The following is a 22,365-nucleotide window of genomic DNA, read 5'->3' as shown; positions in this document are numbered from 1 at the left end:
GTATGAGAGATCCTTTATGTATAGAAGAAAAATGTAGAGAAGGAATAGAATATAATAAAGAGTTTATTGAGGAAAATAGAGAGGAGATTAAAAGTTTTGAAGAAGATGAAAGGAATGGTATTCAAAGAAAGGCTAAAGATAATAAAAGTCTTATAGAAGGAAGGTATCTATTAAATTTTAATTATGAGTTAGAGGATATTATTGCAAAATATTCCCTAGGAGAAGCTATCCATACAATAGAAGGAGATTTTGACAACGCTCTTATTGATTTGAGGCATATAGGGGAAAATGAAGTTGGATATTTAAATCTAATTTGGATGATATCTCTAGGGATTTTATTAGAGACGGAGAAAAAGAATCTTGTAAGTTTAGCTAAGCTAGTTGAGAAAGAAAATATGAACGATGCAGTAATCGATTTCCTCTTATGCGCTAGTGATATCGGATACACAAAAATGACGAACAGATATTATAAAGAAAATCCATATGCAAAAACGAGAGAGATTATAGAACTTGCACAAACAGATAAAAAAGAAGCATCTAAAAGATTACAAACGTACATGGAGAAAGAATGGTTTAAAGGCCATTATGATTATGAATGGAAAAATGCGCATAAAGAACCTGGATATGTAGGGTATTGGAGCTTTGAGACAGCTGCAATAGTAAAGATACTCGAACTTGATGATACAAGTTTAAAAGATAATAATCATTATCCATATGATTTGGCACATTATAAAAATGAAATGAAATTTAAGCATATAGACCTAAGTGAATATCACTATGAAGATGAGACAGAAGAAATCGAGGATATAGTAGAAGGAATTGAACATAATCCTGCATTGGAAAACATTATTCCGCCAAAATGGCATTCATTGGTCAATGAATTGATCCATGACTATGATAATATGGACGATAGTAGTTTTTATGAAAAATACAAAAAAACGATAGGGATAGGTCAAGTGTGGTTCTTACCACAAGAGTATGAAGAAGAAAATGAGCAAAAAAATCTATTAGGAAGTTTAATTGTGTTTGCTCTGACGGTAAGAGATTATATATTACAATTGGATTATAAAGAGGATTTCGAAGACTACATTGATAATCTTAAAAATTTCTGGAATGGATCAGAAACAAAGTTAGTTCAATTTATGTTAGAGAATGATCAAGACTATTATGCATGGGTACCGAAAGAAGTAAATATCCCAAATATGTATGAAGTGAAGATAGAGAGTGTTGATGTAGAGGAAGTTCTATAATAAGCAAATTAAAACATTGTGTATCATGAGTAACGTTGAAAAACTAATTTATACGGAATTTAATGAATTAAGAGGTTAAAAATAGTGGTAGTTTGGAGAATCCAACTGCCACTATTTTTGTGTTTACGAATGGTTCTGTAAATTAAGTAGAGTATTTCAGAGTATATATATTATGTAGGAGAAGTAAATAAGTCAAAGGCGCTAAATAAAATCGGTCATATCGCAAAGACATCAAGTGGAGTAAGTACATTTGCTAATGCAGTAAAACTAGCAAAAGAATTGAAGCCTACGCTTGAAATGTTACAATCATTTAAGAGAAATGCTTCCTATGCATTCTCTAGTGTTGGTGGAACTATTGTAACCAAAATACCTCAAGGCGAATTATTAGAAGCTTTTTATAAGTTTGCGAAGTCTAAAGATGGTGGTAAGGGTACGGGTGAAACACTATCTAAAAAGAAATCAATACCGGACTTTGTGAAAAAGCAATGGGAAGCAGGGAATAGATTTAATAAGGAAAATCGTCCTCGATATCCTTATAATGAAGTAGAGTTAGAGGCAAAGGAAATCAATGGGAAGAAATATGTTGTAGATTCTTATATTCCGAGTGAAGAAATTGTCTCGAGGAAATTTACCCAATTGGCTGAAGTAAAAGAAAAGACGGCATTAAGTTATTTAAGTGAGTTTACTAAAAAGTATTCTTCCGGTTCAGAAATTTCTTCAGGCAAATTTAATCCTAATGCTTTAAAAGGTGGTCGACTAGATGGAGAGTTAATTTTGGAAATCCCTGTACAAACAAAGCCAGTTCCACAAAAAATTATTGAAGAGGCGAATGAGAAAGGGATTATTATTCGTGATATTAATGGGAAGGTGTATAATTAATGGAAATTTATTATTGTGATAAGTGGTCTAATATAAAAAAGAAGCCTTGGAATATTATTGATGAGAATGCAGCCAAGACACTTCATGAAAATCGTCATTCTTATACTGCTGTTCTTAGTGATGGAGAGCAGCCAAAGTATTTAGTAAATGTCACTGAGAAATGGGTATCGGTAAGTTTTTTTGATGATTTTCTTCGTAAATATTTACACTACGATTTTATTGTTAAAGAAGATAATAGACTATTCCTAAGGACAATAATGTATTGGGAATATGACGGGGATACACAGTTAAAAAGTATGATTTTGGGGTATCAAGAAAATGGTCATATTGCTATGGAGCAAAAAGATTCTAAAACTGGAGAAGTAGAAGAGCGAGAGATAAAAGATGATGTATCTAGAAATTGGGATGCATTCCCTAAGTTTGGCCAATACTTATATTTGTGCAAAGAAGAGAGGTAATTCTTTTGAATATAAGAACAATAACTAGGCGAGATAGCTATTAGTGGGCTAAGAATATAAATAAATGGAATAAACATGAAACTAATGAATTCGTAAGTTTTAAAGATATTGTAAAGTTAATTGGAAATTTCCCCAAATAATCCTACTTAATAAACAGATTAACTTAAAGCACTTGATTGCCGACTAAAAGCAACAAGTGCTTTTTATTTCGGAATTACAATATTTGGTACGGTGAATTATATATTCAAAAATACCAAAACAAAAGTTTCAAATGATGAAGTGCTTCCACAATTCTCTTTCATGATATGAAGAAGTTTTCAACGACTGGATTATCGTAGCAGTTTACTCTACGAGACATGCCAATCAATCGATTACAAGTATAGAAGCAATAGAAGTACTTACACCAATGCCCGGAGTAGGTGCAATTGTAACGGTATTAGGTACAATGAGAAAAAAACTAGAAGAAAAACTAGAGCGTCTATATGAATTCAATCATTCATCCAGCAACAACTACAGCACCGCTCTCCAATTAGCAGCTAGCATCACAGCCGGACTCGCTGAAGTGCAAAGTGGGAAAGGATTTAGTCCTGTGAGTGGTACGTTTAGTACACAAGGGTTGAATATGGATTGGGTGAGTTCGATTCAGGGGATTATAGAAGAAACAGCTCGTCAAACCGAGATGAAACAAATTACTTTGCAAAAACAACAATTTAACTTACAAGAGCAGGAAGACAATAGATCATGGTATGAAAAAACAGCCATTTATGCGCAAACGTTTTTGCATGGAGTTATCGAATTTTTTCAAGGTGCTGGTGATGCAGCACTAGAAAACTTTTTTGGACTACAACCACATGAGAATGATAAATTAGAAAGTAAGACAACTTACCAAGCTGGAAGGTTGGCTGGAAATGTTATATCAATAGTCTGGTCCATTGTAGAAATGTTTGAAGGTATCTCGCTCATAGGCGGATCTAATTTCTTAACTATCGTGGCAGAAGTAGGAACTGGCGGGTTAGCGTCACCAATTGTTATCCCATTAGATATAGCAGCAACAGCTGCTGGGGCTAGTCTTTTTGCACATGGTGGATTTGTATGGGATAAATCGATTCAAAATACTAAGGTTACTATTCAAAAAATTCAGTCTTCTGGTGGGGGTAAGGGTGCGAGTAATCGAATACCTTCTTATGGAAAAGATTCTGTACCTAAAGGTCCATACCGTGAAGTAAATGGTTATCCAATAAAAGTGAAAGCAGGAGCTCAAGAAAAGCATATTCCTGATACACCGAACTATAAACAAGAATTAGCAAATGGAAAAAATAAGAGCATTTTCTATGGTGATAATAAAATAGCGCAAGAATTGCTTGATAAGTTTGCCGGAAAAGGAACCACTGTTACCAAAAATAAAGAAAGAGTGGACTTTGGTAAACCAATAGGTAAATACTATGACACTGTGACCGGACAATATATAGAGACTAATAGAGGAATGATACATTATGGAAAAGATGGTGCCCATATAGTACCAGCAAAACCATCAGAATAAAATTAAGAAAGAGGATGTCTATGGAAGCAGATTCTTTATTTAAAACATTAACAGAGCATGAAGGTGTAGAAATCATATTAGAGTGGAACAGTGGGTTGAGAATTATAGGCAAAACAGACACATTTTATGAGACAGACAATGGATTAGATGATGATGACCCCGCATACGCAGAATATTATGCAACAGCATTTCAAGTAAATCATATTTTATCTCAACCTTCTACTAACGAAGGTATTGTATATAATTGGTTGATACAAGAAAAAAGTTCATTGGTTGAAATTTCTCTCTATGATGATCCGCCAAGTGCAGTGTTTTTAACTGACGGAAAAAGAGTATGGGAAAGTGGAATATGTAAATAATAGGTGGTATATAAACTGAGACCTTGATTGGCATACATGCTTTTCAAGGTTTTTCTATGTTTTTAACACCTGTAAAGGGTGTTCATCAGTGGCACGAAATTGGTTGCAAGAATAAGAGGCAGATGAGAGTATGAGTGTACTTAGGATATCTAATAGAAATCAATGTCGATTCTTTAAAGAAACAATGAGACGAACTCAAGAGATTATAGAAGTACAAGCTGGCAAACCAAGATGAAACAATTTACTTTGCAAGAACAACAATTGAACTTACAAGAGCAGGAAGACAATATTGCTGCAGCTAGAGAGGTTGGGATAGCGAAAAATGTGTTGCAACAAGAAGGGCTTTATTTACAAAGATCTAGTGGTTGTGATAAAGGTGATTCGGGTTGGTATATAGGTCCTATTAATGAAGAAGTATCAGGAGAATTAGAGACCATATACGCCTACGAATTATTAAAAATGAAACCTGCAATTATTCAAGTACTAGCTTTACCGTATAATTATTTAGTAGTTTTTGAGAAAGACGAAATTAAATTGATTTTAAATGAAAGTGATATTGATATTTGGAGTGAAATAGAAAGATAGTGAATGTATATAAGGTGTTAAATACCCAATATGAAAATTACGTGAGTTAAGCACCTTATTGTCAATATACGACAATAGGTGCTTTTTTGCGTGCAATGAAGAAAAAATAAAAGATTCATTTTCACTCTATTTCATCTTCGAATTACATGTTATAATTTGGAAAAAATATATTCTTAATTTTTAGATAATTTAAAGGTGGTAGATACTATATGAGTACATTAAAGAAGATTACTAATAATATTTCGAAAGTTATTATAGGAAAAGATGAATCGATTGAACTGGCAGCTATAGCTCTTATAGCAAGGGGGCATATTTTATTAGAAGATGTACCTGGGACAGGAAAAACAACGTTAGCGAAAAGCTTGGCTAAAAGTGTGGACGCTAAATTTCAAAGAATACAATTTACAGCGGATACTTTGCCTGGAGATGTTATTGGTCTTGAATATTTTGATGTGAAGGAATCGGATTTTAAAACGAGGTTAGGTCCTATTTTTGCAAATATCGTATTAGTGGATGAAATTAATCGAGCTGTACCGAGAACACAATCTTCGTTACTTGAGGTTATGGAAGAGCGTACTGTTACAATTGCGAAACAGACACATTCATTACCAGAACCTTTTTTAGTTATAGCAACGCAAAATCCACTCGAATCAGCCGGCACATTTCCGTTACCAGATGCTCAGTTAGACCGGTTTTTACTCACAATACGCCAAGGTTATCCTAGGGGAGAAGCTGAAAAGGAAATGATGAATCGGTTTCAAATGAATGATCCATTAGAAACGTTACATTCTATTATTTCAAGTGAAGAAATTATTACGATGCAAAAGCGTGCAAGAGAAGTGTTAGTGGGGAATGATGTGCAAGATTATCTCCTTGAAATTATTGAAGCAACTCGTAACCATGAGTTAATTGAAATTGGTGTAAGCCCTCGGGGAACGTTGGCATTTATGAGAGCAATTCAAGCACGGGCAATATTAAATGAAAGAGATTACTGTACGCCAGATGATATTAAGACGCTCGCTGCATCCGTTTGTGCTCATCGTTTAACGTTAACGATTGAGGGAGAGATGAAAACGACGAAAGAACAAATTATGAAAGAAATTCTTCATACGATTAGTGTGCCAGTGGAGAATGTACAATGAATCAACAGCTTGTGTATACACCTTTAGCGGAGCCTTTCGTAATGGGGGTTATGTCAGTTGTAGCCGTTATTTTAAGTGTATTTTCAAGTAATCTACTGTTTTTATCTCTCGTATTTTTATATGTAATTTTAATAGGTGCTATGCATGTATATATACGTAAAGTATCTCGTGTTGAATGGGAATACAGTCAAGGGAATTCGAACGTTTTTATAGGTGAAACGAATATGTGCAAAATGAAAATTTCAAACAAGTCGATATTTCCTATTCTTAATATCGTATTTCGATTTAAATGTGAAAATAAGCTAACTTGGAATCATGATGAAATAAACAAAAATCATAGTACAGGTTCAAATTATTATATGAATTTTAATTTAAAAGGAAGGGAGTCAGTTTCATTTGATTTGCAAGCTGTAGCGTTAAAAAGAGGCATCGCGAAATGGGAAGAAGTTGAAATTGTTATTACTGATCTCTTTGGATTTATAACGAACCATATAACATATAAACAAGTTGATACGCCCTCTTATTTAGTCTTACCAGCTGTTCCGAAAATACAAGTTCCTGAATTACAAGAATGGTCACGAGGATTTCGAAAAGCGATGTCTTCACCCTTATATGATGAAACGAAAGTAATGGGAGTAAAGTCTTATGAAAATGAAGATTTTCGTTCCATCCACTGGAGTGCAACAGCGAAAACAGGGACGATAACTGCGAAAAAGTATGAGCGAACACAATGTGATAAATACGCGATTTATCTCAACTTGCAAAATAAAAGTGGTGTTTCTTTGCGAAATGATATAGAAGAATTAATTGAATTAACAGCAGGCATATGTAAACAACTTCTTATGCAAAACTGTTCGTTTGAAGTATGGATTAATAGTGTGAAAGATAATGGTTTGCTACATATAAAAAATGGAGATAACCGGAAACATTTGCAAAATGTATTAAAGGTACTTGCCTCAATATCGGATCAAGATACACCTATAACTTCTTCTTATTTTTACACAGCTGGATTTCGGCGAAAGGAATTAGATGCGGTTCCTTTAATTCTTGGTACTTCCCCAAGGAAATACAGTAGAACGAATAAATGGGTCGTAATTAAAGAATAAGAAGGGGTTTATGTCATGGCTAATAAAGAGAGACATGTGAAAGTAAAGTTGTGGAGTGTTAGAGTATTAATACTACTTTTCTTTACGGTTAGTGCGATAACGTTATCACAAGGTGTTGTGCATGTACAAGACATAGTAAATGGGCTTTTTTCTAGTAAGACGGAGACAATATCGGAAAGAAATTATGATTTTACTAGTGTAGACGCACAGTTTGATGAACCTGAAAGAATTATAGATGAAGAAATAGGAGTTGTAGATACAAGAACAAAAATATATAGGGAAATTCCACTTTTTGTACGAAAAAATTCATGGACTGATGTGTTTTCTGTTCTTTCAAATGCATGGATTAGTGTCGTTTTTTATGTAATTATTGCATTAGTTATTCTATATGCTTTTTATAAATTAATGAGGAAAAAGGTAACAAAATCAGAAATAGAACAGGATAAACAATCGATAACAAAGGAAAATACGGATAGAACCGAAAAGAACAAGAAAGTGAAGCATCAGTTTGAACAGCCGTTACCTAAAGATACGATAAGGAAAACGTTAGTTGAATGGGAAAGAACATTACCATTTCACGAACAAAGAAGGTCTTATGAAACGATGCAACAATGGTTAACGAGAATTTGTAGAACGAGAGATATTATTTCGATATATGAGTCTGTTCGTTATGGTGAAAAGACGTATACGGATTTAGATGTAGAGAAGACTGTACGATGGATAGAGCGAGACGGTAAAGGGTGACATTAATATAAGTAAATAAAATTACCATATAATTAATTTTATTTACTTATATTTAAATATATGGTAATGTATACTTACTTTTTTATATCAATACTAATGGAAATGGGTTGTCTTAATAGAGTATTGCTCGTTACATTTTTTGTGGAGTTATCTTCACTACATCAATATAGAATGAAAAAGAGATAAAACAATTAATAGTAGCATGTAAATAAGAAATTATTATTTATTTTTAAATTTTTGTAAGGGTGTGAAAACAGAATGAAACCGGTATTGAAAAACATACTCCTTTCCTTTATTTTTTCTGCAGCAGGGATGTGTTGGTTTCTGTTTATGGTAGTTAGAGGAGGCGGAGACTGGTTATTGTCTTGGATAGGTGTATTAATGGCATTTTTATCTTTATACACGATAATAGATTTATATTGTAAGTATACATACGATAAAAAAACGAGTAAATTGTTTATCAAAGCAACAATTACTACCTTTAGTTTTGCAGTATTGGGAATCACCTTTGGTATTGTACACGAGCTATTACAGCCATGGAGTCTCAGTTTAATGGTTTGGTATTGGTTGTTAGTGTTACTTTTGTTTGTAACGACCATAATATTGTTAGTTTTTGTATTATTTGTTAATCGTAAAAATTATAATATTCCTGGAAGATATAGAATACTTATACTGTTTAATCTATTTCTTACGTTAGTACCAGTACTGTGGCCACTACTTCTTACTATTATAGGAAATGGTATGAACGCTAGTGCAGGATGGTAAAAGTTAATAGAGTGCTTAAAAGAACGTGTTTATAAATGAAAACACGTTCTTTTTTTATTTCCATACATAATTTTTTCTCATCTGGTCGCCAAATTTTGAAAGTAAGTATTTCGTAAGGAATGGATAAGAAAAAAGAGAGATTTATCATATAGGATGAAAGTATAGCTTGAATCAATCCGATATTAATGGAGGAGAGAAAGCCTTATGAAAAAATGTAATTCAATTAAGTTAGCAAGTTTTGCAGTTTTATTAGCGGGTACTGCTCTATTCACACCTGGTTTTACTGTGACTGCAGAGTCAACTCAAAATATTTCTAGTTCGTCACAAGTACATGATCAAAAGAATCGTAATGGCTGGAAACAAGTAATGCAGGAAACAGTACAGCTTGGTGCTGTAGGAATATTAGCTAAGGCGTCTAATAACGGAAAAACTAGTAGTTTTACTGCTGGCGTGGCGGACTTAAGTACAAAGAAACCGGTGAATTCGGATTATCGCTTTCGGATTGGTAGTGTGACGAAGTCGTTTACTGCCACGACTATTCTTCAATTAGTAGGAGAAAATCGCTTACAACTTGACGATCCAATTGAAAAGTGGCTACCGGGTCTTGTGCAAGGAAATGGGTATGATGGTAATCAAATTACGATACGACAACTTTTGAATCATACGAGTGGTATCGCTGAATACTTAAAGTCAAAAGACGCGGACATAATGAATTCGAAAAAAACGTATACAGCAGAAGAAATAGTGAAAATAGGCCTTTCGCTGCCTCCAGATTTCTCACCGGGTAAAGACTGGTTGTATTCAAACACAGGATACGTAATACTAGGAATGCTTATTGAAAAAATAACTGGAAATAGTTATGCGGAAGAAATCGAAAAGCGAATTATTGAACCTTTGGACCTATCAAATACGTTTTTACCAGGAAATTCACCCGTCATCCCAGGAAAGAATCATGCTCGTGGATATGTGAAAATGGAAGGAACAGGCGAGTTGAAAGATATTACTTATTATAATCCGAGTTTAGCTAATGCAGCTGGAGATATGATTTCTAATGCGGATGATTTAAATAAGTTCTTTTCATCTTTACTCGGTGGTAAGTTACTGAAGGAACGCGAGCTAAAAGAAATGCTTACTACAGTTCCTATAGAAGGAAAAGGGGTTGGTGACGCATACGGTCTTGGAATCTATGAGACTAAACTTCCAAACGGTGTTTCAGTTTGGGGGCATGGAGGAGGAATTCCTGGATTTACAACTTTTGCTGGGGGAGTAATTGGAGGCAAACATACATTGGCTATCAGTGTTAACTCTATAGGTGGGATCGATATTGTTCCGCAGTTTAATAAAATGATGCAAATTGAATTTAAGAAATAGATGAAAAGAAAGCGAATAGCATTCTGTTGTAAAGGACAGTATTAGCATTCCTAGTATGACATCAAGTGTAATTCAACAATAAAAAGGATGTCAGTTACACGACATCCTTTTTTATTGTTGAGCAAAGAGGTGTGTTTTTGATTCTGAAAATTGTTATTTTTACAATCATTCCATATAATGAAGGGGATAGGGGTTATACAGGGGAGTTATGAATGGATAATACTTTAGTTTGTTAATTATTTTTATTTTAATAAATAATAGTAACTAGATGTGGAGTGAAATTCATTGGGAGAAAATCAGTTTAGATGGAGTAACAAGCAATTAAGAGAACATGTTGAAGTAATAGACGGCACAAGAAGTCCACACATTTTATTGAAAAATGCAACTTATTTAAATTCCTATATACGCGAGTGGATGCAAGCACATATTTGGATCTATGATGATCGCATTATTTATGTAGGAGAAAAACTACCAGTGCAACTACAAGGATGCGAAGTCATTGATTGTGAAGGAAAGTATGTCGTACCCGGTTACATAGAACCGCATGCACATCCGTATCAATTATATAATCCAGAAACGTTAGCGAATTATGCGATGCAATTTGGGACGACTACTTTTATTAATGATAATTTAACTTTATTTTTCACATTACAACGTGAAGAAGCATTTTGTTTATTAGATGAATTTGAAAAGATTCCAGCAAGTATGTATTGGTGGTGTCGTTTTGATGGACAGACTGAATTGCAAAACGGGGAATCTTTATTTAATCGTGAAGAAATAATAGAGTGGCTAAAGCATAAAGCAGTTCTTCAAGGCGGTGAGCTAACAGCGTGGCCAAAGTTATTACATGGCGATGATGAAATGTTACATTGGGTGCAGGAAACGAAACGATTACATAAAAAAGTAGAAGGACATTTTCCAGGAGCATCTGAAACGACTTTAGCAAAGTTAAAACTGTTAGGTACAGATTGTGATCATGAGGCGATGACAGGACAGGAAGCTTTTGCTCGTCTTATGCAAGGTTACACGGTTTCCCTAAGAAATTCTTCAATCCGTCCAGATTTAGAAGTGTTACTGAAAGAATTGCTGGAACTAGGAGTAAAGCAGTTTGATAGATTTATTCTTACGACAGACGGTTCACATCCTTCGTTCTATGAAAATGGAATGACAAATGTAATGATAGCTACCGCGATAAAACAAGGAGTGCCAATAATAGATGCTTATCATATGGCAAGCTATAATATCGCTCGTTATTACAATATGGAACATCTACATGGTTCAATTGCGACAGGTAGAATTGCTAATATTAATATTTTGGAAAGTAAAGAAAACCCGGTTCCAATAAGTGTAATTGCAAAGGGGAAATGGGTGAAGCGTGACGGTGTAAATACACATGAGGCATTACATATAGACTGGAGTAAACATAAAGTAACTCCATTATCACTAGATTGGTCAATAGAAAAAGAGGATATGATTTTCTCTAATAAAACGGGGATACACTTATTAAATAACGTTATTACAAAACCATACACTAGTGAAATCAATATAGACTGTGATGAATTGTCCACAGATCATGATGAATGTTTCCTTATGATGATTGCTCGTGATGGCGGTTGGCAAGTGAATACAGCTGTGAAAGGTTTTGCAAAAGAACTAGGTGGGCTTGCTAGCTCTTATTCTGGTACAGGTGACATCATTCTTATAGGAAAAAGAAAAGAAGATATGCTTACAGCTTTTCGTAGAGTAAAAGAGCTCGGTGGTGGAATGGTCATAGCAGAAAACAATGAAGTGTTACACGAAATAGCATTACCATTGCTCGGGATTATGTCTAATTTAAAAATGAGAGAATTAATACAGGAAGAGAAACAGATGGTGAAATTACTACAAGAGCGTGGCTACGCGTATGATGATCCAGCATTTACAATTTTATTCTTTTCTGCGACGCACTTGCCTTTTGTACGAGTAACACCTATAGGATTATATGATGTGAAAAGTAGTAAGGTAGTTGCCTCGCCCGTGAATTTGATAAAGCAATATTAAAAGGAAAGATCCTATAAAAATTTTATTTTATAGGATCTTTCCTATTATTAGCATAAGAATATTGTAAGCCTCAAATGATATAGTATCTAAATCATTTGAGGTGATATGTAAATATGAAAAAAATATTTTACATTTTAAGCGTATTTATTCTGTGTGTATCGATACAACACGTTGTACATTCCCAATCAGATGCACCAGAGTTATCTTCGGATTGTCTCGAAGAAAGAAAAGTTAGAGATGAAAAGTATGTGAAGAATATAATACAGGACATTAAATCCACATTTAATTTAAATATTGATGAACATAGTTTTTGGGAAGTAAGTAAAAGAGATCTGGAGGCTGCTCATTTGATGTATGGTGGAAAGGAAAATGATTCTTATTATACTTCGCTAACTAAAATTTATGATAGTGGTGGATTTAGCGAACAGCCCAGCCTATTTGTGAGGGCGCAAGAAGCATTTTTACTTTATAAAGAAAAAGATAATATCAATGTAATGAAACGCCTAAAACTAGACGTTGAAAAAGGGGAATGGCTCGTTATAAAAACGAAAAAGAAGAAAGGGAAAAAAGTGAAATTCAAGCCGTTGCAATGTGAAAAAGATTATATGAAAAAGAAAAATGAGTATCATAATATAAAATGAAATAACGAAAATCTTACAGGAGAATCTATCTTTAATAATTTATAAACGAGACAATAAATTTTATTAGTAATTTTTCTATAAAAAACGTTATTTTAAACATTAAAATGACGTTTTTTATATGCTTAAATCTTTTGCAACGCACTCTCAATCTTTGCAGCTAAATCAGCAGACACTTTATGAAAATACCCTAAAACGACCTTTCTGATATCATCGGATATAACTTTTAAATCACTAGCTAAGTTTTCAGCGAGATGCTCTTTTTCTATCGGCTGTAACTTCGTATAAAATTCACCAGCCTGCGTAAAGTCATCCTGTTTCGTTATAGAAGTTCTTTCAAGTTTACCTTCAACGTACCTTCCTTCACCGGTTGTAATTTGATTAGCAGGTGTCCAATCTTGCTGCTGGTTAATCGTTAATTTGCGAAATTCTGGACCAATTCTTCTTCTTTGTGAATCACTGTAAATGTTAGCGCGCCCTTGCAGCATTTTATCATCTGATAGTTCTGCACCATCCAGTAAATTAGAAGGAGAGAATGCGACCTTTTCTACTTGTTCCATAAAATTTTCAGGATTTTTATTTAATACCATTTTCCCGACTGGTATGAGAGGATACGTCTGTTCATCCCATACTTTTGTGTCATCTAAAGGATCATAAGATAGGTGCGCTTCATCTTTCGGATCCATGAGCTGGACGTATAAACCATACTCCACTGGTTTACCATTTTTAATAGCATCATATAAATCTTTCCCGCTATAATCAGGATTTTCAGCAGCTAATTTAATTGCTTCTTTACTAGTAATGTATTGTACACCTTCAAATGGGTACCAATGATACTTTACATACTTTCGATTACCTTCCGCATTTCTCCATACATATGTATTAACACTATGTCCTGGAATGTGGCGAAGACTTTTGGTCGTACCATTATTAGAGTATAAACGGACAACAAAATGAATCGATTCAGGTGCTTTAGCGACAAAACTCCAAAATCTATTCGGGTCTATTAAGTTATTTTTAGGTGAAGGCAATAATGCTTGAATCGTTTCAGGGAAACGCATTGGATCACGAACAGAAAAAACAGGAATGTGATTACATAAAAGGTCAAAAATTCCTTCTTTTGAATAAAATTTTGTAGAAAAACCGCGTACATTTCTAGCAGTATCCGGTGTTCCTTTCGTACTAACAGCTAACGAAAATCGAACCATAACAGGAACTTTCTCATTAGAATTTTGTAAAAAACTTAATTTAGTATGTTCAGACATCGAATATATCGTTTGAAAATAACCGAACGCACCAAATCCTTTTACATGAACAGGCCTTTCTAAAATTTTTTCATGAATAAATTGTTGTAATGACTCATGCAGTACACTATCTTGTTCTAGTACGGGGCCACGTAAACCAACTGTTTGAGAGTGGAATTTAGCTGGTTCAGTAAGTTCTCGATGTTTATTAAAGTCTTCATCTAATAAATCTTTTTTATATTTATCATGTTTTTCATTCATCGATATAGCCTCCAAATTTTTTCGTCGATTGTTACTAAATATGATTTTATAGTCCCAATTATGTATGACATGCAAAGTTCAAAGCAGTAACATACCGCTAGATGAAAAAAACACATATGTAGTGGACCTGTTGAAATAGAAGAAATTATGGAAAAATGAATATCGGGAAGAGAAAGCACACGTTTTAATAAAAATGTGGAAGAAAACCACTATTAAAATTTCAATCTTAAAACTTAATTTATAAACGATTATATAGAGAATGAACGTTAAAAAAGGAAAAATAACTAGGAGGAATTTAACATGTCGGATTGGTTTCAATTAGATAAAGAATATATGGTGTCTACATATTGTCGTACAGAGGTTGCAATGGAAAGAGGAGAAGGATGTAATCTATATGATGTAGATGGTAAAGAGTATTTAGATTTATTTTCTGGCGTAGGAGTAAATGTATTAGGATACAATCATCCTAAAATTGTACAAACGACAATGGAGCAAGTTGCGAAATCGTTGCATTTACCGTTTCATTTCTTAAACCCAGTTGCAATTGAGTATGCAAAGAAATTAGTAGCGTGTACTTTAAAAAGCGGAAAAGTCTTTTTTACAAACTCTGGTACGGAAGCGACAGAAACGACATTAAAATTAATTGATAAATATAGAACTATTGCGAATGAAGAACGTGATGGAGTAGTTGTGTTAAAAGATAGTTTTCACGGGAGGACGTTAGGGGCACTACATTTTACGAGACAAGAAAAGGTATATCAAAATTTCCCTAAAACATCTATTCCTGTATATGAAGTAGAGCGCGAAAATATAGACCAATTAGAAGAGACCATTATTAAAGAGAACCCAATTGCGATTATGCTAGAGCCTGTTTTAGGAAGTGGGGGGATTTATCCTTTATCAAGTGAATATTTACATGGTATTCAATATTTATGTGAAAAATATAATGTACTTCTTGTCGTTGATGAAGTTCAAAGTGGTATGGGTAGAACGGGAAAACTATTTGCTTATCAAAATTTTAATATTACACCGGACATTATTCAAATTGGTAAAGGTGCAGGAGGCGGGATACCGCTAGGAGGAATTATTGTAGGTGAAAAGCTATGTGATGTATTTGCACCTGGAGATCATGGAACAACATTTGCTCATTCATCAATGGGAACGGCTTTAGGGTTAACGGTATTAAACACATTGATTGAAGATGGTTTAATGCACGAAGCGTATGAAACGTCACTATATTTAAATGATAAATTACAAGAAATTCAGAAAGAAAATTCTTATTATATTCAGGAAGTACGTCATGCTGGCATGATGTTTGGAATTAGTCTGAATGATACGTATGAAAATGTGAAGAAATTACAGATTGAGCTAATGAATAAAGGAATGTTAGTCGATGTAACACAAGGGAATATTATTCGATTACTTCCGCCGTATATTATTACGAAAGAGGAAATTGACGCATTTATTAATCAGTTTATTATTTGTTTAGATAAAGTTGCTGCTGTAGTAAGTGCTTAAAAATTAAAGCTATATTTTATATAAAGTGCACTCTAATTGTTAGAAATAGTTTTACAATTGGGGTGCATTTTTTATAGTAGAATTTTGTGAAATACAGTCGTTATGAAATGAGAATGAAAAAATAAAAGGAACTTTATTAGATTTGATACATTATTTATTGATATTTGGTTGGTGAGGAAAAGAGAAAGTAAATGTGTAAAGATAGTAGATAAAACGAGTGGTACTAACAACTAATGATAGAACGTTTTGAAAATAATAGCATACGAATATATATATGATAAGAATGAGGTGATATATTGGAAAATAATGATATTCAATTTACTTCTTTACAAATGCGAACTGATAGATTTGGGTGGGCTGGTATTCAATATACAAATAAAAAGCAAGCTATCTTATATACTCGAAACGGAGGAGTAGAATGGGAAGTTGTTAATCCTCTAAATTCAATTATATTATTTGGATATCCAATAAATGCTCGAAGCTCTTGGGCATATGGTTTAACAAAAACGAATGATGATTTATTGCCCGCTATATTTTATACAGTTAATAGAGGGGAAAGATGGAGTGAGTTTATATTACCAATTGAAGAAGAGTGGGAGAAATCGACTGATGTTCAAGTACAATTGCATGCCACCAATATGGATAGTATATGGATTGTATTGTCTAGAAAGCTTGCATCAAATAAATTTGAACATAATTTATACTACATGAAAACGAAAGGGAGAGTATGGAAAGTAATTAAAAATATAAGTATTAGTGATAGTATTTCAGGAATAACATTTATAAACGAGTTAGTTGGATTTATTTCATTGCACAAACAATATGAAACATCAGCGGTATTTAAAACAATAGATGGCGGGGTAAATTGGCAGCCTATAAAAGATATTTCAAGTCTTGAAGGAAGTAATAATGAGACTTCTATGGCTTATAAAGCAATCTATAAAAATAACTTGTTAGTAATACCAACTAAAATGAATAATGATGTATTTTTAATGAATTACTCATTTGATAAGGGGAATTCGTGGCATATTTCAAATAAAACAATAAATACTAGTAAAGCGGCTGTTTCTTTTTTTAGTTCCTATTATGGCTGGGTTATAAATAGTGAACATGGAAGTGTATATCAAATAATAAAAAAAGGAGCAAAATGGATAAAGGTATCAAGTAATCCATTGTTGAAAAATGTATTTTGTTTACATTTTTTTAATCGGCGTAAAGGTTGGGCGTGTAATAAAAAAGAAATATTTACTACAACGGATAGAGGTATAACATGGAAAAAGATAGTATATAAAATTAATAATGTAAATAAATTAGTTTAAAACAGTCCTAAAGAAATTAGGGCTTTTTTTTGTTTTTAAATGGTGAGAGTTGTAACAAATAATGATAAGAGGAAGGGAACGAGTGTAGAACTTATATTTTCAAAAATAGACGATTGTTTTTACACAGTATAATTCACTTTTGAATATGTTAATAAAGTAGCAAATTCATAGGAAATGGTAATACTTAATATTTTATCCCGCTTTAATGGGCGGTAAGACCCCACCTCAAAATTTAGTGAAAGCAAAGAATTTAGGTGGGGGTCGGGCTGCCCATTAAAGTCCGATTGGTGAGGGCTAATAATCAGTGGGGGATGAAGAAAACCCCCACTGATTAAAGTTTCACTTTATGTCACATGATGTGTAAAGGGGGCGTGTAATGAAATCGTTAACGGTTATTATTTTGTATAGTGAAAGAGAGCAAATATTAGAAGAGTCAATTCAATCTATATGGAAGCTAAATCCTCTTGAAATTATAATTTTAGTTCCTAACGATAGAAGAAATTTGTATGAAATAGCAAAGAAAAATAAATGCCATATTGTTTTGATGGATAAATATAGTACGTATTATGAGGGGTATGAAGCTTCTGTAAAGGCAGCAAAAGGAGATGTTTTGTTATTTGTAGATAGTAATTTTTCAATATCTACAAATGAGATGAAGAAATTTATTGAACCAGTTGTTACAAATCAGGCTGATGTAGTATTAAACAAAATAGATAAATTTGTAGAAGTTGGTAAATGTCCAAATATGGATATTGTATGGAGAAAAATGTTAAATGAAATTTTAAGTCGACCAGATTTAAAAAGCAATTCAATACTTTCATTACCATATGCACTTGCGAAGGAAGTAGTAGTAAATATCGGCTTTGATTATATGAAAAATATCGTTCTAGCTCATATGAACATAGTGGATCAAGGATGGCGGATTAACGATCAATATGCAATAAAAACGTTATCTAGAGATGAAACGTTAGAAGAGGAAGGGTATTTAGTTAAAAAAGAATTGTCAGAAAATGAAAAGGAGAAATTGGGAAAATATTTAATCGGTATTTCTAAATGGATAGAGAAAAAGGGAAAAAGAGTAGGGTTTACTGATGCAGGAAAAAGAAGAGATATTGTTCAAAAACTAGGTGAATGTAAGCGATACCCTTCCTATCATCAAGGGTGGGGAATGCATTCTTCAATTTATGATGGGAAGCAACTTTCTGTCATTATACCGGTGCAAAATGAAGAGGAAACTATAGAACAAGTAATACTTGAGGCGAGAAAAATAGAACCACTAGAAATAATTGTCGTTGTAAATGGTTCGATAGATCAAACGGCCAATATCGCTAAAAGACTTGGTGCTACTATTATTAAATATAACGAACGACTCGGTCATAATGTTGGACGTGCTATTGGAGCGCTTGAAGCTACAGGAGATATTCTTTTATTTATTGATGGTGATTTTAGTGTTTCAGGAAGTGATTTACATCACTTTACAAAAGCAGTTTCAGATGGCATAGACATAGCGTTAAATGATTTGAACCCAATGCTCAATCCGCCTTTTTATATTGTTGATATTGTAAAATATATGCTTAATTTAGCATATGATCGCCCAGAATTAAGTAATGGATCATTAGTAGCTATTCCACATGCAATGAGTAGATCATGTTTAGATGCAATAGGGTGGGAAACTTTACTATGCCCTAGTCTTGCACAAGTAAAAGCTATATTACAAGGATATAGGGTAGAATGTGTTCATTATGTTGATGTTGTAAAACCGAATAGAATTCGTTTAAAGGAAAATGTAAGTCAAAATGGACATCCTCCAGCAGTATTAAGAATAATTGGTGATCATGTTGAAGCTCTCTCTTACTTGATAGAACAACTCGAAATGGATGGAAAGGGTGATTAAACTGTTAGACCAGTATAAAATAATTAACATTTCATATGAACAATTATGGCAAATGGATTTTCAAACTACGGAGCCATTTATACTCAAGGTTAATTGGGATAAAGTAACGTATGAATTTTTAATTCGTATTAAGCCCAATGCTTCTAACACAATTGTTTTTGGATCCGGAGCAGGTGGGTTTCAAGAACAACCAATTGGTCCACCTATTTTTCATCGACATTCTTGGATGAATGAATTTGAAGATACTGTTATATATTATAATGATCCTACTTTATATCTTGGAAAATTATCTTTAGGTTGGGGACAGGGAGAGTTAAATAGATTTTATTTACAAGATATAGCTAATATTCTAGAAATATTATTTATAAAGTTAAAAGTTGATTCAAAAAATGTCTTGTTTTATGGAAGTTCTGGAGGAGGATTTATGTCTTTAATTTTAGCTGGATTCGTTAAAGGTTCCACAGCTTTCATTAATAATCCTCAAACAAATTTAATAAAGTGGATACCTGTACCGGTAAATTTAGTTTTCGATTTATCTTATCCAGGTTTATCAAGAGAAGAAGTTGAGGAGAAATTTGGTGAAAGAATTAATGTTGTGAAATTTTTTAATCACATTAAATATGTGCCGAACATTTATTTTTTGCAAAATTTCGCGTGTGAATTTGATGTGCAAAATCATTTGCTACCATTTATTTCTGAATTAGAGCAACTTGATAAAGACACGGAAGTAAATCAAATTATAATTGACTTATATTTTGATAAAAAAGCAGGGCATGCAGCTGTAGGTAAGAGTGAAACAATTGAATATATAAAAAAAGTAAAACCTAATCAGACTGTAAAAGAAGAACAAAAAGAAGTGGACCTATCAGTCGTTATAGTTTTAGGAGAAGATAAATCAAAATTGAATCAAATTTTAAATAAAGTGCAGCATATAAAACCACTAGAAATTATTATTGTATCTGATGATAGAATGAGTGCGATACAATCTATATCAACATTTGTTGAAAGTAACGTTGTTGTGATTGAGGAGAAAAGTAAATGGAAAGCACCAGTTCATGGGGCAAAAGTCGCCAATGGTGATGTGGTCTTATTTTTAAATGGAGAAGATGTTATTTTTTCGGTAGAATTAGAACGATTTATAGAACCGCTACTAAAAAAGGAACAGGATGTAATCTTAAATAACATAGACTCCGTATGTTTTGAAAAGATGAGAGTAGAATGGCCAAGTATTGCTATGGTGTATAGAAAAATAGTAAACGATGTATTGGGGCGCATGGATTTAAAATATGATTCGGTGTTATCTATGCCATATGCCATTAGAAAAAAAGCAATTGAGGACATTGGATATGACACTTTGCAAAATCCCGTTCTATCTCAAATAACTTTTATTGAGAAAGGGTGGCGACTACAATCCTCGTCAGCTATCACTAACACCTCCTTGAATAATATACCCACAAACAAAACCTCTTTCTATAAAAATGAATTAACTAAATTAGAAGTATGTGAGATTAAAGAAAACGTAAAAGCTTTGGAGAGTTGGTTACAACGAAAAGATGGTAGAGGTAACTATACAGATGGAGGAAGAAAAAGAGAAATTATAGAGCAACTAAAAAAACAGAAGAATTATTCACTTTTTCATAAAGGATGGGGAATGAATTCCTCTATTTATAATGGAAAACAGTTATCGATTATTATACCAGCACAAAATGAAGAAACAACGATTAAAGAAGTTATTCTTGAGGCAAGAAAAATTGAACCGAAAGAAATAATTGTTGTAATTAATGGATCAACAGATCAAACAGAAGCAATTGCTAAGCAACTAGGAGCTACAGTAATTGTTTATCAAGAAGCATTGGGTCACGATGTAGGACGGGCAATTGGTGCACAAGAAGCCACAGGGGATATACTTCTCTTTATTGATGCTGATTTTGCTATTCCAGCAAAAGATCTTCACCCATTAACAAAGGCTGTTGCCAATGGGATTGATATGGCTTTAAACGATTTAAATTTAAATCTTAGATTTCCTCTATATATTGTAAATTTATATAAATATGTGTTGAATATTGCTTGTAATCGTAAAGATTTAGGAGTGGGATCCACAATTGCTGTTCCCCATGCTATTAGTAGAAAATGTTTAGAGGGAATCGGCTGGGATACACTTCACACAGCGTGTGTTGCGCAAGTAAAGGCAATATTAGAAGGATATAAAGTTGAATGTGTCCATTTTGTAGATGTAATGAAACCTAATCGTATTCGGCCACAAGAGCATTTTGCCACGATAGGACATCCACCAGCTGTATTAAGAATTACTGGGGATCATTTAGAAGGATTTTCGTATTTATTGAAGAATAAGGGTTTTAAAGATTTATTTTAAAAGGGAAATTTGTCTATTGAATGAGTAACCTCAACATTTCATTTATGCAACTTAACGATATTTAGTATTGCAATGAAACTGAAATCAAAAATTTTTATTATTTTTAGCTTAGGTACAAGTGAAGAGCATGTTTCACTGACTGATAATAAATGAACAAGTAACCAAAAGGTAAAGGCTTCTTTATATATATGAAGGAGCTTTTATCTTTTTTATTTTATGTATGGAAAGTAAAGAGTGAATAAAGTTGTAACAACATTTTTATTTCTGAATAAATTGATATTAGATATAAGAAAGGAGGAAATATCTTGTCTTGCATCAATAAAAGTTGTTTTAATATTTGTTTAGAAACTAAAGTCAATCCAAATGGTGGGGCAGAAATATTCGTAAGGTGCAATGATGAATGTTCATCTAATTTTAATGTAATACCGTTTATTGCATGTGTTTCTATTTCAGTAAAGGATGATTTGAGTTTTTTAGTTGATTTAGATTGTTTAATAAAACGTTAATTTTCTTGGAACCTAATAGTAAAATAACATCTAATTTATAAAATTTAGTAAGAGAGTCGTGTCCGAATTTAACTAACTGCATATATTGTTAAGAGAAAGGAGGGAGAGTTATGGCATGTACTACGAATAATGTTTGTTTTGATGTATGTCTTAAAATTACAATTACCCCTGGTAGTGGAATTGACGCTGTAGTGGATTGTGGGGGTGCATGTGGGACAAGTCCTACAATTGTAATTAGTCCTAGTGGATCAATTGTAATTACTTTACCATTAGTTGCATGTTTCTCAATTACACTAAACGATGATTTAAGTGTTGTATCTTCATTAACAAGCCTCTCTTTTCAAACTTCTTAAGAAAATCAAGAAATGAAAA

Annotated in this window: 18 protein-coding genes and 2 pseudogenes; 19 read left to right on the top strand and 1 reads right to left on the bottom strand. The window is 33.1% G+C overall.

All coding sequences use genetic code 11. The features are described from left to right. Nucleotides 1–2: 2 nt before the first annotated feature. From MR143_RS08975 to MR143_RS08915, 13 genes and pseudogenes are all read left to right on the top strand, one after another. Nucleotides 3–1,250 (top strand): PoNi-like cognate immunity protein, encoded by a 1,248-nt coding sequence (locus tag MR143_RS08975; protein WP_199717592.1) that lies wholly within the window; start codon nt 3–5, stop codon nt 1,248–1,250. Nucleotides 1,251–1,445: 195 nt separating this feature from the next. Further along, a pseudogene (locus tag MR143_RS08970) lies at nt 1,446–2,129 on the top strand (cytoplasmic protein); the annotation flags it as partial. Further along, complete coding sequence (locus MR143_RS08965) at nt 2,129–2,587, top strand: hypothetical protein (RefSeq protein ID WP_000409335.1); 459 nt, start codon at nt 2,129–2,131, stop codon at nt 2,585–2,587. The pseudogene MR143_RS08970 and the gene MR143_RS08965, both read left to right, overlap by 1 nt. 352 nt (nt 2,588–2,939) lie before the next feature. Then, a pseudogene (locus tag MR143_RS08960) lies at nt 2,940–4,127 on the top strand (polymorphic toxin type 50 domain-containing protein); the annotation flags it as partial. Nucleotides 4,128–4,147: 20 nt separating this feature from the next. Next, nucleotides 4,148–4,486, top strand: a complete 339-nt coding sequence (locus MR143_RS08955; protein WP_000387012.1) for a hypothetical protein — start codon at nt 4,148–4,150, stop codon at nt 4,484–4,486. A 231-nt stretch (nt 4,487–4,717) separates the two neighbouring features. Beyond that, nucleotides 4,718–5,071, top strand: coding sequence for an immunity protein Imm33 domain-containing protein (locus MR143_RS08950; protein ID WP_199717591.1), 354 nt, complete (start codon nt 4,718–4,720; stop codon nt 5,069–5,071). 209 nt (nt 5,072–5,280) lie between these two features. Continuing rightward, entirely contained in the window at nt 5,281–6,213 is a 933-nt protein-coding gene (locus MR143_RS08945) for an AAA family ATPase (RefSeq protein ID WP_199717590.1), read from the top strand. Next, nucleotides 6,210–7,319: a DUF58 domain-containing protein gene (locus tag MR143_RS08940; protein WP_001075944.1), complete on the top strand. Its 1,110-nt coding sequence runs from the start codon at nt 6,210–6,212 to the stop codon at nt 7,317–7,319. Before MR143_RS08945 ends, MR143_RS08940 begins: the two co-directional genes overlap by 4 nt. 15 nt (nt 7,320–7,334) lie before the next feature. Further along, entirely contained in the window at nt 7,335–8,063 is a 729-nt protein-coding gene (locus tag MR143_RS08935; protein WP_001284448.1) for a hypothetical protein, read from the top strand. Between the two features lie 258 nt (nt 8,064–8,321). Then, on the top strand, nt 8,322–8,828 hold the full coding sequence (locus MR143_RS08930; protein ID WP_000805745.1) for a DUF3902 family protein: 507 nt from the start codon (nt 8,322–8,324) through the stop codon (nt 8,826–8,828). Between the two features lie 204 nt (nt 8,829–9,032). After that, nucleotides 9,033–10,199, top strand: a complete 1,167-nt coding sequence (locus MR143_RS08925; RefSeq protein ID WP_199717589.1) for a serine hydrolase domain-containing protein — start codon at nt 9,033–9,035, stop codon at nt 10,197–10,199. A gap of 285 nt (nt 10,200–10,484) precedes the next feature. Then, a complete protein-coding gene (locus tag MR143_RS08920) occupies nt 10,485–12,239 on the top strand; it encodes an adenine deaminase C-terminal domain-containing protein (protein ID WP_199717588.1) in 1,755 nt (584 codons plus the stop codon). A 113-nt stretch (nt 12,240–12,352) separates the two neighbouring features. Beyond that, the gene (locus MR143_RS08915; protein ID WP_000719377.1) at nt 12,353–12,880 is read left to right on the top strand and encodes a hypothetical protein; all 528 of its coding nucleotides are present in this window, start codon (nt 12,353–12,355) and stop codon (nt 12,878–12,880) included. A 122-nt stretch (nt 12,881–13,002) separates the two neighbouring features. Here MR143_RS08915 and MR143_RS08910 read toward each other — a convergent pair whose 3' ends face one another. Continuing rightward, nucleotides 13,003–14,382, bottom strand: coding sequence for a catalase (locus tag MR143_RS08910; RefSeq protein ID WP_001003074.1), 1,380 nt, complete (start codon nt 14,380–14,382; stop codon nt 13,003–13,005). A 300-nt stretch (nt 14,383–14,682) separates the two neighbouring features. Between MR143_RS08910 and MR143_RS08905 the strand changes: the two genes are divergently transcribed. The 6 genes from MR143_RS08905 to MR143_RS08880 all read left to right on the top strand — a co-directional run bounded on the left by MR143_RS08905 (nt 14,683) and on the right by MR143_RS08880 (nt 22,346). After that, nucleotides 14,683–15,900 carry an aspartate aminotransferase family protein gene (locus tag MR143_RS08905; RefSeq protein WP_001286510.1) on the top strand — a complete coding sequence of 406 codons (1,218 nt, stop codon included), beginning with the start codon at nt 14,683–14,685 and terminating at the stop codon, nt 15,898–15,900. Nucleotides 15,901–16,196: 296 nt separating this feature from the next. Next, nucleotides 16,197–17,219: a hypothetical protein gene (locus MR143_RS08900; RefSeq protein ID WP_000429637.1), complete on the top strand. Its 1,023-nt coding sequence runs from the start codon at nt 16,197–16,199 to the stop codon at nt 17,217–17,219. Nucleotides 17,220–17,595: 376 nt separating this feature from the next. Next, a complete protein-coding gene (locus MR143_RS08895) occupies nt 17,596–19,113 on the top strand; it encodes a glycosyltransferase family 2 protein (RefSeq protein WP_000839306.1) in 1,518 nt (505 codons plus the stop codon). Between the two features lie 52 nt (nt 19,114–19,165). After that, entirely contained in the window at nt 19,166–21,487 is a 2,322-nt protein-coding gene (locus MR143_RS08890; RefSeq protein ID WP_116777461.1) for a glycosyltransferase, read from the top strand. Nucleotides 21,488–21,792: 305 nt separating this feature from the next. Then, nucleotides 21,793–21,993, top strand: coding sequence for a hypothetical protein (locus tag MR143_RS08885; protein WP_001277650.1), 201 nt, complete (start codon nt 21,793–21,795; stop codon nt 21,991–21,993). Nucleotides 21,994–22,103: 110 nt separating this feature from the next. Next, nucleotides 22,104–22,346 (top strand): hypothetical protein, encoded by a 243-nt coding sequence (locus tag MR143_RS08880; protein ID WP_000752466.1) that lies wholly within the window; start codon nt 22,104–22,106, stop codon nt 22,344–22,346. The last annotated feature ends 19 nt before the right edge of the window (nt 22,347–22,365 follow it).

Source organism: Bacillus cereus group sp. BfR-BA-01347, assembly GCF_022663835.1.
GTDB classification, from domain to species: domain Bacteria; phylum Bacillota; class Bacilli; order Bacillales; family Bacillaceae_G; genus Bacillus_A; species Bacillus_A thuringiensis_K.
The sequence above is the reverse complement of the archived record's forward strand: the minus strand, read 5'-3'. Positions and strand labels throughout refer to the sequence as shown.

Bases quoted from the DNA above. Each gene is read 5' to 3' on its own strand.
- MR143_RS08975 (WP_199717592.1), top strand. From the start codon at position 3: ATGAGAGATCCTTTATGTATAGAAGAAAAATGTAGAGAAGGAATAGAA.
- MR143_RS08965 (WP_000409335.1), top strand. From the start codon at position 2,129: ATGGAAATTTATTATTGTGATAAGTGGTCTAATATAAAAAAGAAGCCT.
- MR143_RS08955 (WP_000387012.1), top strand. From the start codon at position 4,148: ATGGAAGCAGATTCTTTATTTAAAACATTAACAGAGCATGAAGGTGTA.
- MR143_RS08950 (WP_199717591.1), top strand. From the start codon at position 4,718: ATGAAACAATTTACTTTGCAAGAACAACAATTGAACTTACAAGAGCAG.
- MR143_RS08945 (WP_199717590.1), top strand. From the start codon at position 5,281: ATGAGTACATTAAAGAAGATTACTAATAATATTTCGAAAGTTATTATA.
- MR143_RS08940 (WP_001075944.1), top strand. From the start codon at position 6,210: ATGAATCAACAGCTTGTGTATACACCTTTAGCGGAGCCTTTCGTAATG.
- MR143_RS08935 (WP_001284448.1), top strand. From the start codon at position 7,335: ATGGCTAATAAAGAGAGACATGTGAAAGTAAAGTTGTGGAGTGTTAGA.
- MR143_RS08930 (WP_000805745.1), top strand. From the start codon at position 8,322: ATGAAACCGGTATTGAAAAACATACTCCTTTCCTTTATTTTTTCTGCA.
- MR143_RS08925 (WP_199717589.1), top strand. From the start codon at position 9,033: ATGAAAAAATGTAATTCAATTAAGTTAGCAAGTTTTGCAGTTTTATTA.
- MR143_RS08915 (WP_000719377.1), top strand. From the start codon at position 12,353: ATGAAAAAAATATTTTACATTTTAAGCGTATTTATTCTGTGTGTATCG.
- MR143_RS08910 (WP_001003074.1), bottom strand. From the start codon at position 14,382: ATGAATGAAAAACATGATAAATATAAAAAAGATTTATTAGATGAAGAC.
- MR143_RS08905 (WP_001286510.1), top strand. From the start codon at position 14,683: ATGTCGGATTGGTTTCAATTAGATAAAGAATATATGGTGTCTACATAT.
- MR143_RS08895 (WP_000839306.1), top strand. From the start codon at position 17,596: ATGAAATCGTTAACGGTTATTATTTTGTATAGTGAAAGAGAGCAAATA.
- MR143_RS08890 (WP_116777461.1), top strand. From the start codon at position 19,166: ATGGATTTTCAAACTACGGAGCCATTTATACTCAAGGTTAATTGGGAT.
- MR143_RS08880 (WP_000752466.1), top strand. From the start codon at position 22,104: ATGGCATGTACTACGAATAATGTTTGTTTTGATGTATGTCTTAAAATT.